The following is a 14,181-nucleotide window of genomic DNA, read 5'->3' as shown; positions in this document are numbered from 1 at the left end:
GCTTGGACGCTACTGAACCTTGGCGTTCGTCACGACGTTGACGACGACCTTGCCGGTGATGGCGGTGCGCTGGTTGCTCACTTCGAGCCGCTGGATAGCGCCGGCCGGGAGGTCGCTGGGCTGGAACCAGCGCACAGCAGGCTGGCCGTTGACCTTAAGATCGACCCGCACGGGGTCCAGCTTTCCCTTCACGGCTACGTCGCCGAGGAAGACGACCTCGCGTCGGGCGGGGTTGTTCTTCTGCATGTCGGCCATGATCTCGAGCGCGCCGGTCGGACTGGGATTTGGCAACGGCTCCGGATGCGGGTTCGGGCGCGGATCAGGATCGGGACGAGGGTCCGGGCTGGGGCGAGGGTCGGCCGCCCAGGCGGTCGCGGCGCGCGCGGCGGCCTGCGCCCGGGCCGCGACCTGGGCGGTCTGAGCATGCGCCGCCCGCGCGGCGACTTCGGCGCGAGCCGCGGCCTCGGCGTGGGCGGTCGCCTCGACCCGGGCCATGGCTTCGGCCCGCACGTCGGCCACGGCCTGGGCGGTGACCGCGGCGCGAGCAACCTCGGCGGCCTCGGTCGCGGTGGTCGCCACGGCGCGCGCGGCTTCAGCCTCGACGGCCTCGGGGGCGGCGGCGGCCCGGGCGGCTTCGGCGGCTTGCGCCGCCTCGGCCACGGCCTGGGCTTCGTGGGCGTGATGTTCCGGCGGGGCGAGGCGACGCGCCTGGTCGGCCAGGGCCAATGAGCCGGCGCCGGTGACGACGGTCAGGACCCCGCCGAGCGCGAAGGCCAGGCCGATGCGACCGGCCGAGGCGCTCCCGCGCGGCTGCAGGATGGCCGACAGGCGCAGGCTGACCAGGTTCCGGTCGCGGCCGGTGAAGGCCGATTGGGGAGAGGGCTGGGCATTGGCCTTGAGCGCCTCGACCAGGACGCGGGCGTAGTCGCGGCGAGCCTCCGGCGCGGCGCCGTCCAGGGCGGTCAGGTCACAGACGGCTTCGCGAGCGGCCAGCATCCGGCCGCGCAAGGCGGCGATCGGCGGCGTCAGCCAGAACAGGCCGGCCAGGGCTTCCTCGGCCGGGATCCGCCAGTTGTCGCCCCGGCGCAGATGGGCCAGTTCGTGTCCGCAGACCAGCGCCAGGCGCTGGGTGTCGGTGACCTCTGTCAGGGCCTTGGGCAGCAGGATCACGGGGCGACGCAGGCCGGCCAGCAGCGGCTCGGCGATGTCGGCGCTGACCCGTACCGGCGGAGGCTTCACGCCCAGGCGCGCGGCGCGCAGGCGGACGGCTTCGATCAGGATCGGGTTGTCGCAGGGCTCCGAAGCCTTGCGGATCGCGGCCAGGCGGCGGCGTCCCCGGTTCCAGCGCCAGCCACGGGCCAGCAGGCCGGCGACGGACAGTCCGGCCAGGCTCCAGGCCAGGTTGGTCGCCAGTTCGCCCTCCGGGGTCCAGCCGGGCGCGGTCGCGATGACGGGCGCTTCCACCGCGCGGGGCGCAGCGACGATCGGCGCTTCAACCACGAGGGGCGGGGCGACCACGGGAGCTTCCGGCGCGGGCGAGAAGGTCAGGGCCACGGTCGCGACGAGGGCACCGGCGGGCAGGGCGTAGGCCAGGCTCCAGGCGGCGGCGCGCGGACGCGGATCGTCGGTCAGGCGCTCGACCAGGCGGCCGAGGCCAAAGCCCAGGGCCCCGACGGGCCAGGCGGCGACCAGGCCCAGGGCGGTGGAGGCGAGTAGCGGATGCATCACTTGACCTCCTTGGCGCCACGAACCTGGGCGGTGTTCAGCAGGGTTTCCAGCTCGGCGATCTCGGTCTCCGACAGGATCTGGCTGCCGGCGAAGGCCGAGGCGGGCAGGCGGCCGTCGATCTCGAGCAGGCCGCGCAGGCGGTTCAGCACGCCGCCGATCACGTCGACCTTGGCCTTGTGCGCCTCGTAGACCGCCAGGCCGTGCACCGAACGCCGGATCAGCAGGCCCTTGGCCACCATGCGCTCCAGCACGGTGCGGGTGGTCGAGGCGCTCCAGCCCAGTTCGGGCTCGATCAGGACCTGCGCCTCGCGGGCGCTCATCGCGCCGCCACGCCAGAAGGCCTTCAGCACTTCGAGTTCGAGATCGGAGGGTTCGGTCATGACGGGATCTCTGCGATGTCGCGAGTACGTTACAAATGTAGCGACATGACGTCAAGCGTGGCGATCAACGTTCTTGGGTGACAAGGTTGCGATTTAGAATTACATCTGTACATCTATCTGGCGTAGCGAGAGGTCCTGATGGCGTCCGAGGATATCCAGATCGTCAAACTGCCCCTGGAAGCGCCCTCGCGTGAGCGGTGGCGGCGAACGGCGGCCTTGGTCGCCCTGACGATCCTGGTCAGCGCGCCGGGCTTTCTGGTCCTGGCGCACGATCAGCACGCGCGGGCCAGCGCCAGGGCGTCGTTCTGGCGCGCCGAGGGGCCGGCCTGCGCGCCACTTAGCGCGGCCCGGTTCCGCGATGTCCAGCGCGGGCCGTCCGTCACGCCCTATGACGGCGCGGTCTTTGAGCGCCACGGCGGGGCGATGACCTGCACCCACCGCACCGAGGAGATCGACGGCGCGCCGGTGCGCTATGCGGTCTGCAAGTTCAATTCGCCCGACTATCTGGCGGTGACGACCAAGGGGCAGCAGCGGTTCTACGACCTGACCATGGGCCGGGCGGCGGCGGTCGAGGTCGTCAATGGCCAGATCCGTTGTGCGGTGACCTCCAGCTTCGACATGTAGGCACGAGCGAGAAACGCTTGCGCGCCCGCCCATCTCATAGCAAGCTATATAGCGTGCTATGTATCGAGGTGCGGCCATGGAAGCGGATGTTCTGGCAGGGTTGGGCGTAGGGTTCCTGGGCAGCCGGCTCAAGCGGCTGGCCGAGCGTCTGCAGGCGGACGCGGCTGAGGTGCTGAAGAGTCTCGACATGCCGATCCAGCCCGGTCAGCTGTCGATGCTGCTGGCCATCCGCCTGCACGGCCCGCCGACCATCGGCGAGCTGGCCGAGCAACTGCGCATCAGCCAGCCCACCGTCACCCGCGCCGTCCTGGCGCTGGAGAAGGAAGGGCTGGTCGAGGCCCGGCGCTCGCCCGAGGATCAGCGCACCAAGCGCCTGGCCCTGACCGCGGCCGGCGAGGCCCTGATGGTCCGCATCCAGACGGTGCTGATGCCGCGCGTCGAGGAGGCCGCTTCGGCCCTGTGCGAGGGTCTGCCGGGCGACTTCATGCAGGGGATCGCCAAGCTGGAGGCCCGCCTGGACGACGCGCCGCTGAAGGCCCGCGTCGACGCGGCCGGCTCCCCGACCCTGTGGGCCCGCGACTTCTCCGACGACCTGGCCGAAGCCTTCTATCGGATCAACGCGGAGTGGATCGAGGACATGTTCGTCCTCGAGGAGAACGACATCGCCCTGCTGTCCAAGCCGCGCGAGTTGATCCTCGACAAGGGCGGCGCGGTGCTGTTCGCGGAAACCGCCGAGCTGGGCGTGGTCGGGACCTGCGCCTTGATGGTGTCCAAGGACGGCTGGGTCGAGCTGACCAAGATGGGCGTTCTGAAGAGCGCGCGGGGCCTGAAGGCCGGCGAATTCCTGCTGGCCAAGACCCTGGAGCGGGCCTCCAGCCTGGGCTTCGACAAGGTCTATCTGTTGACCAACAGGAAGTGCGCGGCGGCCATTCATCTCTACGAGAAGCTGGGCTTCGTCCACGACGACGAGATCATGCAGAAGTTCGCGGCCCGCTATGAGCGCTGCGACGTGGCGATGTCGTTCCGGCCGAGAGGCTAGGGGCGGCGCTAGCCGACGCCCACGATCGAGACCGTCCGGCCCGTCTCGGTGCTTCGCACATCGATTTTCGCGCCCAGCTGTCCGACGAGCGCCTGGACGATGACCGTTCCCATGCCGCCGGATTTCGCTGGCGCGTCCGACGCCTTGCCGACGCCGTTGTCGGAAACGACCAGCCGCCAGCCGCTGGCGTCGCGGTCGTAGGTGACCTGGATCGCGGCGTCCTCGCGGGGGACCGGAAAGGCGTACTTGATCGCGTTGAGCACCAGTTCGGTGACGATCAAGCCCAGGCTCAGGGCTTGGGCCGATGGCGCCGGGCCCCCGTCGGTGGTGACCGTCATCGAGATCGGCTGGCGCTCATCGACCATGGTCTCCACGAGGCTGGCGCAAAGCGTGGTCAGATAGGCGCCGAGCTCTATGGTCTCGACCCCCTCGGTGGCGTGAAGGTGGCGCTGCAGGGTGGCCACCGACATGACGCGCTGGTGCGCGTCGCGCAGATGTTCCCGCGTCTCCTCCGACGCGATGCTCCTGGCCTTCAGCATCAGCACGCTGGCGATGATCTGCAGGCTGTTGGCGACCCGATGCCCCATCTCGTGCATCAGCATCTCGGTCTGCCGCAGGAGATCCTCCGTCCGGGTGAGAAGCTGGTCCTTCTCGAGCTCGATCGCGCGCCGCGCCGTGACGTCGGTGAAGGCCAGCAGGATCGTGGTGGCCGCGCTGGTCTCGTAGAGGACCTTGCGGGCGTTGAGCAGCATGATGCGCTGACCCAGGCCAGGGAAGTCGTGGGCGACCTCGAAGGCGTCCATGGCCGTCCGCTCGGGGATGATCGTGTCCAACAGCAGGCGCAGCGCCGGAATGTCCCATTGTCCGTCGCCGAGGTCGTAAAGCAACCGGCCGATGGTCTGGTTCGGCTTGACCTTGAACGCGCCATAGAACGAGGGGCTGGCCACCAGAACCCTGAGGTCGGCGTCCAGAACCAGGAACGGCTCGTGCAGCGTATTGACGATCGCCTGGGCCAGGGTCTGGGCGTCCTCGACCTGGACGAACGGGATCAGGATACGTGTGGCGATCGCCCCGTCGGCGGCGCCCGATCCTGAAGATTGGGCGCCGCTCATCCCTAGGCCACCAACATCGGGAGCGCGTCGTCGACCATGGTCGGCGAGGGCTCGTTCGCGACGTCCTGGGCCCGCAGGTGAGCCTCCAGGATGTCGAGGATCTCGGCGTCCTCCTCGGCGTCGAACTTGCGCGCGAAGAGATCCGCGCTGCTGGTCAGCACGTCGGCGTCGGCGACGGTGAACGTGCGGGGACGAAGCTTGATGTCGCCATCGGGCACCCAGTCGATCATCCGCTTGTCGTCGTTGACGACCTCGCCATGCGCGGCGGTGTTCATCATCACGGTCTGGAAGAAGCCCTCATCGGCGATGAAGGTGTTGCGGTAGAAGGCCTTGTAGCGATCGACCGACGGGTCGTGGCAGACGAACTGGCAGAACGCCCGGCTGACGATCTTCCATTGATTGCCGATATAGGGCTTGGCCCCGGCCAGGAAGAGCCGCGTCACCAGGCTGTTGATGATCCGGTCGGCGTGCTCGACCACATGCTCGAGAACCCGGCCCATGGTGTCGGGACGGCTCTTGGCCTGGTCCAGCACCCGGATGAACTCCCGGCCGCGATTGGCGTCGAGAAAGGCTCGGATGCGCCCTTGCGTGGCCAGGGGAAAGTCCTGGCCGCTGAGATTGATGAAGAACTCCCAGTCGGCGCCCATCTCGAGCAGCCGCTCCATGCCGCGCAACTCGGCGTCGACCAGGCTGTAGCCGCCCCAGAGCGCGCGCTTGCTCTCCAGCAAGGCCGCGTTGGGATACGACGCGAGGAACCCGCGAATGTCGTCCTCCAGGTGCGCGCCGGAGTTCTTGTCGACGTGGATCAGATAGTGGTTGGCCGGATCGTGGATCGCCTTGAACAGTCGCTTGAACTGCTCGGGATAGCGATGAACCAGAATGAGGTAGGCGACGGTCGGCGCCGCTTGGCGCGGGGCCTGGATCAAGACTTTGTGCCTCGCAGGGCGTCGGGATCGATCGGGCGCGGTTTGGACGGCTGGCCGCCAGTCGACCGAGGGTCGTTGAAACCCTTGGGTCCCGACGGGCGGGTTCCCGGATAGGTCTTCATGAGGCTGGTCTTTCGTAGGAGGCGACGGGGCCGCGGCGCTCGGTCTTCTCGACAGCGCGGGCGTTATTTCTTTCGCGGCGCCAGCGTCTGCGACAGCGTCACGGAAGCGGCGGCGGCGATCACCTTGGGCTTGGCGGTCTTGGGTTTACGGACTTCACGATTGCCTTTGGACAAGGGAGGTTCCTTTCGAGGACGCTGATGGCGGTCGCGACGAAACGAGGCGGGCTAACGCCCAGCGGTCGGATCAGCGGAAATTCAGGGCGTGAACGGGGCGCGTGAGCGTCCCGGCTTCGGGACCTGGGACCTTCCGCGGGGCGGATCGATCCGGTGGCGTGACTGCGCGCCTCAAGGGAACATTAGCATGAGCAGCCGGCCGGCGGGGAAATGATTGCGCCGTGGGGGAGCCATCACTCCCTGACCGCGCTATCATGGCCGAGCCACGGATCGCCCCGCGCCATGCGGGATCGTCGGCCCGAAAGGACGTCATGTCCGCCCTTGCCATTCAGACCCGCCCTCTCGCGCGCCGGCCCCGCCGATGACGTTCTGGAGCGCCTTGCTGGCGCCCTTCGGCGCTCGCCAGGTTTCAATGCGTGAGGTTCGGGCGGAGGCCTTCTTCCTCGGCAACCGCCACAAGGGAGAGATCGTGGAGGGCGCGCGAAAGGAGCTTCGAGAGCCCGATCTTGATCCAGACCGCGCGGCTCTGCTGCGCGCGGTCATTCGCATGGCGCCCAGGCTTGACGCCGAGGGGCCACGATCATGACCGATGAGGACGCCCAGGCGATGCGTCGCGAGAACGACTACCTCAAGCGTCGAAACGCTCAATTGCAAAGCGACGTCACCAGTCTTGGCGGCCAGGTTCTGCGGATGCAGCAGGAGCTGGAGCGTCTTGGCGGCCGTCGCTTGGGTCAAATGCCGGATCCGCTGTCGGGCGGGCAATTCTGACATCGGCGCTTTGCCGGTCGAGCCAAGACCCCAGGCCCGACCTCGCAAGAGGTTCCCGCGAATTCCACGCTTGACGCGCCCGGTCGGGTGGGATCGTCTCGCCTTCTAGGCGAGCGCGCCTCGCCTATAGCCGCCAAGGCGATTGGCTGGGAGGCAACGTGCCGGCCGTGCTCCGTGTTCAGCGCTTCTGGAGCGCAACGACCTGCGGGATCGTGATCGGTCTGGTCGTGAACGGCTTCGCCTTGGCCGACGCGCCCACGCCGCCGCCGCGCGACCTCAGCCAGCTGTCGCTCGAGGAACTGGCCCAGATCGAGGTCTCGTCGGTGTCGAAGGCGCCTCAGCCCTTGAGCGACGCCCCGGCGGCCATCTACGTCATCACCCACGACGACGCGGTTCGCGCCGGGGCGACCAGCCTGGCCGAGATTCTGCGGCTGGCGCCCAATCTCCACGTGGCGCGGGTGACCGCCTCCAGCTACGCGATCTCGGCGCGGGGCTTCAACGGCACGGCGGCGGACAAGCTGCTGGTTCTGATCGACGGGCGCAGCGTCTACACGCCGTTTTCGCATGGGGTCTTCTGGGACGCCCAGGATCCGCCGGCGGAACTGATCGAGCGGATCGAGGTGATCAGCGGTCCCGGCGCCAGCCTATGGGGCGCCAACGCGGTCAACGGCGTGATCAATGTCGTGACCCGGCGGGCGTCCGCCGTTGCGCAGGGCAGCGTCACGATCGGCGCCGGCGATGAGAGCCGCCGCGCGACCTTGCAGTTTGGCGGGCCGCTGAGCGACGCCTGGTCCTATCGGGTCCACCTCTCCGGCGTGGGCTACGAGTCCAGCCGGATGGCGTCGAGCCAGGACGCGCTGGACGGCTGGCGCAAATGGCAGGGCGGCTTTCGCCTCGATGGAACCCTGCGCTCGGGCGAGCTGACGCTGCAGGGCGACGGCTATCGGGGCCGGGAAGACCAGTCGTTGAGCCCGACCGCCGATCAATATCTGCTCGGCTACAACCTGCTCGGACGCTGGCGCGGGTCGCTGGGCGGCGGCAGCCTGCAGGTGCAGAGCTATTACGACGATCTGCAGCGGTCGGTGCGCGGTCGCTTCAGCTATCGTCAGCGCACCTACGATCTCGACATGCAGCACGCCTTCCGGCGCGGCGCGCACCAGGTCGTCTGGGGCGGCGGCTATCGGGTGATCAAGGATCATTTCCCCATCGTTCCCAATCCGCCGAACACCCAGGTGTTCACGCCGGTGGGCCGCGGTCTGACCTTCGCCAACCTGTTTGCCCAGGACACCATCGCGCTGGGTTCGGCGGTCCAGCTGACCCTTGGCCTGAAGGTCGAGGACGACCCCTACGTCTCCGCCGAGCTGTTGCCGAGCGCCCGGCTGGCCTGGACGGTCTCGGATCGCGCCATGGTCTGGGCGGCGGTCTCGCGGGCGGTGCGCACGCCTTCGCGCCTGGATCGGGACTTCACCCAGTTCCTGGGCTCCGCTGTCTACCTGACCGGCGCGTCGTTTCGGGCCGAGAAGCTCGTGGCCTACGAGGCCGGGTGGCGCGTCCAGCCGTCGCCCCGGGCGACGATCTCGATCTCGGCGTTCCTCAATCGATATGACGACCTGCGCAGCTTCGAACTCACCAACGGCGGCCTGCCCATCGTCTTCGCCAACGAGATGGTGGGCCAGACGCACGGTCTGGAGCTGTGGGGCGCCTATCAGCTGCGGGAAAACTGGCGGATCAGCGCCGCGGCGAACTGGCTCGACAAGGACCTTAAGCTGAGGCCCGGCTCGTCGCGGATCGTGGGCGTGGAGAGCGCCGGCAACGACCCGGACTATCAGGTTTCGTTGCGCTCGCGGGCGCGACTGAGCGAGGCGGTCAGCCTGGACGTCGACGTCCGGCGCGTCGGCGCGCTGCCGAGCCCCGCTTCGCCGGCCTATACGGAGCTGGGCGCGCGTCTGCGCTGGCGTGTCACCGAGCGGTTCGAGATGGTGCTCAACGGGGCCAATCTCCTGCACGCTCACCATCCGGAATTCGGTTCGACCTCGGCCAACGTGCAGCTCGGCGCGGTGGGCGCGGAGACGCCGCGCAGCCTGTTTCTGGACGCTCGATGGGCCTTCTAGTGGGCGTCCAGGTGGGCGGCTGCGACGCTGTCGCGCATTGGACGAAGATGGGCCGCGAGGCAATTTCGTCTCGCGCCCAAAGGAGATCGTCGAATGAACGTGATCCCTGACCCGATGCCGTGCGTCCTGTTGGCGGACGTGACCGGGCGTCACGCGCGCATCGCCCTCGCCGAACGCGGTATGCCGCCCATCTCGGTGACGACGGTCGATTGCACGAGCCAGGACGAACTCCTCGACCTGATGGCCAAGGTTCGCGCCGGGTTCGACGGCTCCCTCTTCGGCGCCGCCATCGCCGCGCCTGGCCCGAACCTGAACGGCGTCATCAAGCTGACCCATTCGCCCATGCGGCTCGAAGCCGAGGTGATCGCCGAGCGCCTGGGCGCGCCTCGGATGCACCTGGTCAACAACTTCACCGCCCGGGCCTTGGCGGTGCCTTTGCTGGAGGGCGCGGCCCTCGAACAGATCGGGGGCGGTGTCCCCCATCGCGACACGCCCGCCGGGGCCATCGGACCGTCCAATGACGGCGTGGGCATGTCGCTCCTCAATCCTGACGGCTTCGTCGGCTGGACGGCCGCCGCCGCCGAGGGCGGGCACGTGGACCTGGCGGCCGCCAACGACCGCGAGGCCGACGTGATCCGCATCCTGCGCGGCATGCACGGCCACGTCTCGGCCGAGCACGTTCTAGCGGGCCAGGGCATGCTGGACGTCGCCCTGGCGGTCTCGACCCTCGCGGGCGCCCCGGCGCGCCCGGCCTCCCTGGAGGCGATGCTGGCCTCGGCAAGGCAGGGCGACCCCGTCGCGCGCGAGGTCTTCGCCCTGGTGTCGGGATGGCTGGGTGCGGTGTGCGGCAACGTGGTCCTGACCGCGGGCGCCCGCAGCGGGATCTACATCATCAGCGCCACGGTGGTCTCCTGGTCCGAGATGCTGGACCGCGCCATCGTGCGCGACCGCTTCGAGGCCAAGGGGCGAATGGCCACCTACCTGCACGACGTGCCGCTCTACCTGGTCAACGATCCGAACTGTGGCCTCTTGGGCCTGACCACCCTGTTCGGCTGAGGCCTCGCGAGAGGCCGTCTTCCGTGCGTCAGGACGCCCGGCGCCGCGGCGCGTCGGCGGCCACGTTCCAGGCGAGATCGTTGGCCGACCTGAGGACGCGATAGCGGACGCCTTCTTGCACGAAGCGGACGCCGAACTCGGTTTCGCCGCGCCAGACCACGTCCGCGAGGCGGCTTTGGCCGGTCCGGGGATCGACCAGCACGACCCGCCAGGGCGGCGGCGCGCCGGCGAGGCGGATGCGCGCGCCGCCTTCCGAGATGTCCAGAAGGACGCCTTTGCGCGCGACGGCGCCGTCGCAGACATAGACCGGACTGTCGTCGCGGTAGCGAGGATGGCTTCGACGCTCGGAGCCATCCGCGTGTGGATCGATGATGGACGTCATAGCCTCGAAGGCTAGGCGCGGAGTCTTAATCGGCCTTATCGCCCAGGTTGCGACCTGTTGCCCCACGCGGGGGAAGCGTAGCCATAACAGGCGCTTAGGCGGGGCTTGGCTTTGACCCCTAGGACACCTTCGCCAGCACGGATCTCAGGGTCTCGACCATCCGATCGATGTGCGCCTTTTCCAGGATCAGCGGCGGCGATAGGGCGATTATGTCGCTGGTGACGCGGATCAGCAGGCCTTGGTCGAAACAGGTCTCGAACACTTCCATGGCCCGCGAGGTCGGGGCGCCGTCGCGGGGCGCCAGCTCGATCCCGGCGACGAGGCCGAGGTTGCGGATGTCGATCACGTGGCGGGCGTCGGCGAGGCTGTGCATGGCCTCCTGCCAATAGCCCTCCAGCGACGCCGCGCGACCGAAGAGATCGTCCTCCTGGTAGGTCTCCAGGGTCGCGATGCCGGCGGCGCAGGCCAGCGGGTGGGCGGAATAGGTGTAGCCGTGGAAGAGCTCGATCGGGGCGTCGGCGCCCTCGAGCATGGCGTCGTAGATCCTGGTCGACACCGCCACGGCGCCGCACGGGACGGTGGCGTTGGTCAGGCCCTTGGCCATGCAGATCATGTCGGGCGTCACCCCGAAGCGGTCGGCGGCGAACGGGGCTGAAAGCCGTCCGAAGCCGGTGATCACCTCGTCGAAGATCAGCAGGATGTCGTGCCTGTCGCAGATGGCCCGCAGGCGTTCAAGATAACCCTTCGGCGGAACCAGCACGCCGGTCGAGCCGGCGACCGGTTCGACGATCACCGCGGCGATGTTGGAGGCGTCGTGCAGGGCCACGATCCGCTCCAGGTCGTCGGCCAGATGGGCGCCGTGCTCGGGCTGGCCCTTGGCGAACAGGTTACCGGCCACGCCATGGGTGTGGGGCAGGTGGTCGACACCGGTGAGCAGCGAGCCGAAGTACATCCGGTTCTTCGGGATGCCGCCCACCGAGATGCCGCCGAAGCCGACACCGTGGTAGCCGCGCTCGCGCCCGATCAGCCGGGTCTTGGTCCCCTTGCCCCGGGTGCGGTGGTAGGCGAGCGCGATCTTCAGGGCGGTGTCGACCGCTTCCGAACCGCTGTTGGCGAAGAAGATCCGGTCCAGGCCGTTCGGCGTCACCTGGGCCAGCCGCGAGGCGAATTGGAAGGCCAGCGGGTGGCCCATGTTGAAGCAGGGAGCGTAGTCCAGTTCGGCCGCCTGCTTCTGGATCGCCTCGCGAATGCGGGGGCGATCGTGGCCGGCGTTGACGCACCAGAGGCCTGACGTGGCGTCCAGCACCTCGCGGCCTTCGGGCGTCTTGTAGAGCATGCCGCTGGCCGACGAGAGCATGCGCGGCTGGCTCTTGAATCGCCGGTTCGGCGTGAACGGCATCCAGAAGGCGTCGAGGTCGTTGGCGCCGAAATCGGGCATGGCGGGCATCCTTCAGATGCTTGCATTGTGATCGCAACTGCGCGCCAACTGGCAAGCCCTCACGGAACAAGACGGATGAAGACCCGCAGGCCGCTCGCCGATTCAACAGCCGTCCACGACCAGGTGTACGAGGCGATCCGCCAGGCCCTGATCACCGGACGCGTCGCGCCGGGCAAGGGCGTGTCCCTGCGCAGCCTCGCGGCCGAGCTTGGCGTCAGTCCGATGCCTATCCGCGACGCCGTCCGCCGCCTGGTGGCCGAGCGCGCGCTGGCGATCAATCCGGCCAACAAGCGCCTGTCGGTGCCGTCCTTGACCGCCGATCGCCTGGAGCAGCTTTCGCTGGCGCGCCTGTGGGTCGAGCCGGAGCTGGCCGCCCGCGCCGCGGCCAATGCCGACGCCAGTCTGGTCCGGCAACTGCAGGTCATCGACGCCGATCTCGATGAAGCCCTGCGGCTGGGTGATGTCGATCGCTACATGGCGGCCAACCACGCCTTCCACTTCGCGCTCTACGAGCGGGCGGACGCGGACGTGCTGCTCTCGATGGCCGGGGGCCTGTGGCTGCAGATTGGACCGTTCATGCGGGTGGTGTTCGGCCGCGTCGGAGCCGACGTCCTGGTCGCCGACCGCCACGCCGAGGCCATAGAAGCGCTGAAGGTCAAGGACGCCGACGGCGCCCGCCGCGCCATCGCCGCCGACCTTTCCGAAGGCATGGACAAGATGCGCGCCGCCGTGGAGGCCGCTCCCGGGGCGAATGCGTAAGTCGAGTGCTTGACACTTCCGGTCGTGATGCAAACTGTGATCACAGTTTTTACGGATTACCCGCGTGACCCTGCCAGCCGACATCACCGAGCGTCTCTCGCGTCTTGAACTGCCCAGCCAGGCGATCATCGGGGGCGCGCGGGTCGAGGCCGCGTCGGGGGCGACCTTCCACAATGTGTCGCCGCGTGACGGCCAGGTGCTGAACCTGGTGGCCGCCTGCCAGGGCGAGGACGTCGAGCGCGCCGTCGTCAGCGCCCGCGCCGCCTTCGAGGACGGTCGCTGGCGTGACCTGGGTCCTCGCCAGAAGAAGAAGATCCTGTTCCGCCTGGCCGAGCTGATGGAGCGCGACGCCGAAGACCTGGCCCTGCTGGAAAGCCTGGACGTCGGCAAGCCGATCTCGGACGCCCGCAATGTCGACGTCCCGCTCGCGATCGGCACGTGCCGCTGGTACGCCGAGGCGCTGGACAAGGTCTATGGCGAGGTCGGCGCGTCGCCGGTCGACCGCCTGAGCTACGCCGTCCACGAGCCGCTCGGTGTGATCGGCGCGATCGTGCCTTGGAACTTCCCGCTGCACATGGCGATGTGGAAGATCGCGCCGGCCCTGGCCATGGGCAATTCGGTCGTCCTGAAGCCCGCCGAGCAGTCGCCGATGACCGCGCTCAAGATCGGCGAACTGGCCCTTGAGGCCGGGCTCCCGGCGGGGGTCCTGAACGTCGTCCCCGGCCTGGGCGGCGTCGCGGGCGAGGCCTTGGCGCTGTCGATGGACGTCGACATGATCGCCTTCACGGGCTCAGGCCCCGTGGGCCGCAAGCTGATGGAATATTCCGCCCGCTCGAACCTGAAGCGGATCAGCCTGGAGCTGGGCGGCAAGTCGCCCCAGATCGTCTTCGCCGACTGCCCCGACCTGGACGCCGCCGCCCAGGCTGCGGCCTGGGGCGTGTTCTATAACCAGGGCGAGGTTTGCACCGCCGCCTCGCGCCTGCTGGTCGAGGCTTCGATCAAGGACTCGTTCCTGGAGCGGGTGGTCGCGGTCGCCAGGGGCATCAGAGTCGGCGACCCTTTGGACCCGACCGCCCAGTTCGGCGCCATGGTCAGCGAGCGGCAGATGAACACCGCCCTCGACTATATCGCCACCGCCGACAGCCAGGGCGCGCGGCGGGTGCTGGGCGGTCGGCGCATCCGCCAGGAGACCGGCGGCTTCTATGTCGAGCCGACCATCTTCGACCGCCTGGAGCCTGACCACACCCTGGCCCGTGAGGAGGTGTTCGGCCCGGTGCTGGGGGTGATGACCTTCGGTTCCGAGGACGAGGCCATCGGCCTGGCCAACGACACCGTCTACGGCCTGGCCGCCGGTCTGTGGACCTCCGACATCAACCGGGCCCTGCGCGGGGCGCGGCGGCTGAAGGCGGGTCTGGTCTGGGTCAACGGCTGGGACGCCTGCGACATCACCATGCCGTTCGGCGGCTTCAAGCAGTCCGGTTTCGGCCGTGACCGCAGCCTTCATGCGTTGCACAAGTACGCCGACCTGAAGTCGGTGTCCGTGACGCTGAGGTAGACCCATC

At 68.8% G+C, this 14,181-nt stretch carries 13 protein-coding genes and 1 pseudogene; 7 read left to right on the top strand and 7 right to left on the bottom strand.

The window, feature by feature from the left end:
- Window positions 1-9: 9 nt before the first annotated feature.
- Window positions 10-1,725 carry a M56 family metallopeptidase gene (locus tag AC1RRV_RS21175; protein ID WP_492861621.1) on the bottom strand — a complete coding sequence of 572 codons (1,716 nt, stop codon included), beginning with the start codon at window positions 1,723-1,725 and terminating at the stop codon, window positions 10-12.
- Window positions 1,725-2,108, bottom strand: a complete 384-nt coding sequence (locus AC1RRV_RS21170; protein ID WP_492861620.1) for a BlaI/MecI/CopY family transcriptional regulator — start codon at window positions 2,106-2,108, stop codon at window positions 1,725-1,727. Before AC1RRV_RS21170 ends, AC1RRV_RS21175 begins: the two co-directional genes overlap by 1 nt.
- A gap of 138 nt (window positions 2,109-2,246) precedes the next feature.
- On the opposite strand from AC1RRV_RS21170, the gene AC1RRV_RS21165 reads away from it, so the two are divergent.
- Entirely contained in the window at window positions 2,247-2,732 is a 486-nt protein-coding gene (locus tag AC1RRV_RS21165) for an FAD-dependent oxidoreductase (RefSeq protein WP_492861619.1), read from the top strand.
- A 76-nt stretch (window positions 2,733-2,808) separates the two neighbouring features.
- Window positions 2,809-3,771, top strand: coding sequence for a bifunctional helix-turn-helix transcriptional regulator/GNAT family N-acetyltransferase (locus tag AC1RRV_RS21160; protein ID WP_492861618.1), 963 nt, complete (start codon window positions 2,809-2,811; stop codon window positions 3,769-3,771).
- Window positions 3,772-3,779: 8 nt separating this feature from the next.
- On the opposite strand, the gene AC1RRV_RS21155 is transcribed toward AC1RRV_RS21160, so the two are convergent.
- The 3 genes and pseudogenes from AC1RRV_RS21155 to AC1RRV_RS21145 form a co-directional block, all read right to left on the bottom strand.
- Window positions 3,780-4,883, bottom strand: a complete 1,104-nt coding sequence (locus AC1RRV_RS21155; protein WP_492861617.1) for a sensor histidine kinase — start codon at window positions 4,881-4,883, stop codon at window positions 3,780-3,782.
- Between the two features lie 2 nt (window positions 4,884-4,885).
- Window positions 4,886-5,776: pseudogene (locus tag AC1RRV_RS21150) on the bottom strand (beta-1,6-N-acetylglucosaminyltransferase); the annotation flags it as partial.
- 29 nt (window positions 5,777-5,805) lie between these two features.
- A complete protein-coding gene (locus tag AC1RRV_RS21145) occupies window positions 5,806-5,931 on the bottom strand; it encodes a hypothetical protein (protein WP_492861616.1) in 126 nt (41 codons plus the stop codon).
- A gap of 756 nt (window positions 5,932-6,687) precedes the next feature.
- Here AC1RRV_RS21145 and AC1RRV_RS21140 point away from each other — a divergent pair.
- From AC1RRV_RS21140 to AC1RRV_RS21130, 3 genes are all read left to right on the top strand, one after another.
- Entirely contained in the window at window positions 6,688-6,873 is a 186-nt protein-coding gene (locus AC1RRV_RS21140) for a coiled-coil domain-containing protein (protein WP_492861615.1), read from the top strand.
- A 158-nt stretch (window positions 6,874-7,031) separates the two neighbouring features.
- Window positions 7,032-8,984 (top strand): TOL_0244 family TonB-dependent receptor, encoded by a 1,953-nt coding sequence (locus tag AC1RRV_RS21135; RefSeq protein WP_492861614.1) that lies wholly within the window; start codon window positions 7,032-7,034, stop codon window positions 8,982-8,984.
- Window positions 8,985-9,077: 93 nt separating this feature from the next.
- Window positions 9,078-10,040 (top strand): glucokinase, encoded by a 963-nt coding sequence (locus AC1RRV_RS21130; RefSeq protein ID WP_492861613.1) that lies wholly within the window; start codon window positions 9,078-9,080, stop codon window positions 10,038-10,040.
- 28 nt (window positions 10,041-10,068) lie between these two features.
- Here the strand turns inward: AC1RRV_RS21130 and AC1RRV_RS21125 are convergent, their stop codons facing one another.
- Both AC1RRV_RS21125 and aptA read right to left on the bottom strand, forming a co-directional pair.
- Complete coding sequence (locus tag AC1RRV_RS21125; RefSeq protein ID WP_492861612.1) at window positions 10,069-10,422, bottom strand: PilZ domain-containing protein; 354 nt, start codon at window positions 10,420-10,422, stop codon at window positions 10,069-10,071.
- A 118-nt stretch (window positions 10,423-10,540) separates the two neighbouring features.
- Window positions 10,541-11,869 (bottom strand): omega-aminotransferase AptA, encoded by a 1,329-nt coding sequence (gene aptA, locus AC1RRV_RS21120; RefSeq protein WP_492861611.1) that lies wholly within the window; start codon window positions 11,867-11,869, stop codon window positions 10,541-10,543.
- Window positions 11,870-11,935: 66 nt separating this feature from the next.
- Here aptA and AC1RRV_RS21115 point away from each other — a divergent pair, with 66 nt between their 5' ends.
- Together AC1RRV_RS21115 and AC1RRV_RS21110 are read left to right on the top strand one after the other, a co-directional pair.
- Window positions 11,936-12,619, top strand: a complete 684-nt coding sequence (locus AC1RRV_RS21115) for a GntR family transcriptional regulator (protein WP_492861610.1) — start codon at window positions 11,936-11,938, stop codon at window positions 12,617-12,619.
- 55 nt (window positions 12,620-12,674) lie between these two features.
- Entirely contained in the window at window positions 12,675-14,174 is a 1,500-nt protein-coding gene (locus AC1RRV_RS21110) for an aldehyde dehydrogenase (RefSeq protein ID WP_492861684.1), read from the top strand.
- The last annotated feature ends 7 nt before the right edge of the window (window positions 14,175-14,181 follow it).

The sequence above is a fragment of the Caulobacter sp. GW821-FHT11E10 genome, from assembly GCF_058808375.1.
The sequence above is the reverse complement of the archived record's forward strand: the minus strand, read 5'-3'. Positions and strand labels throughout refer to the sequence as shown.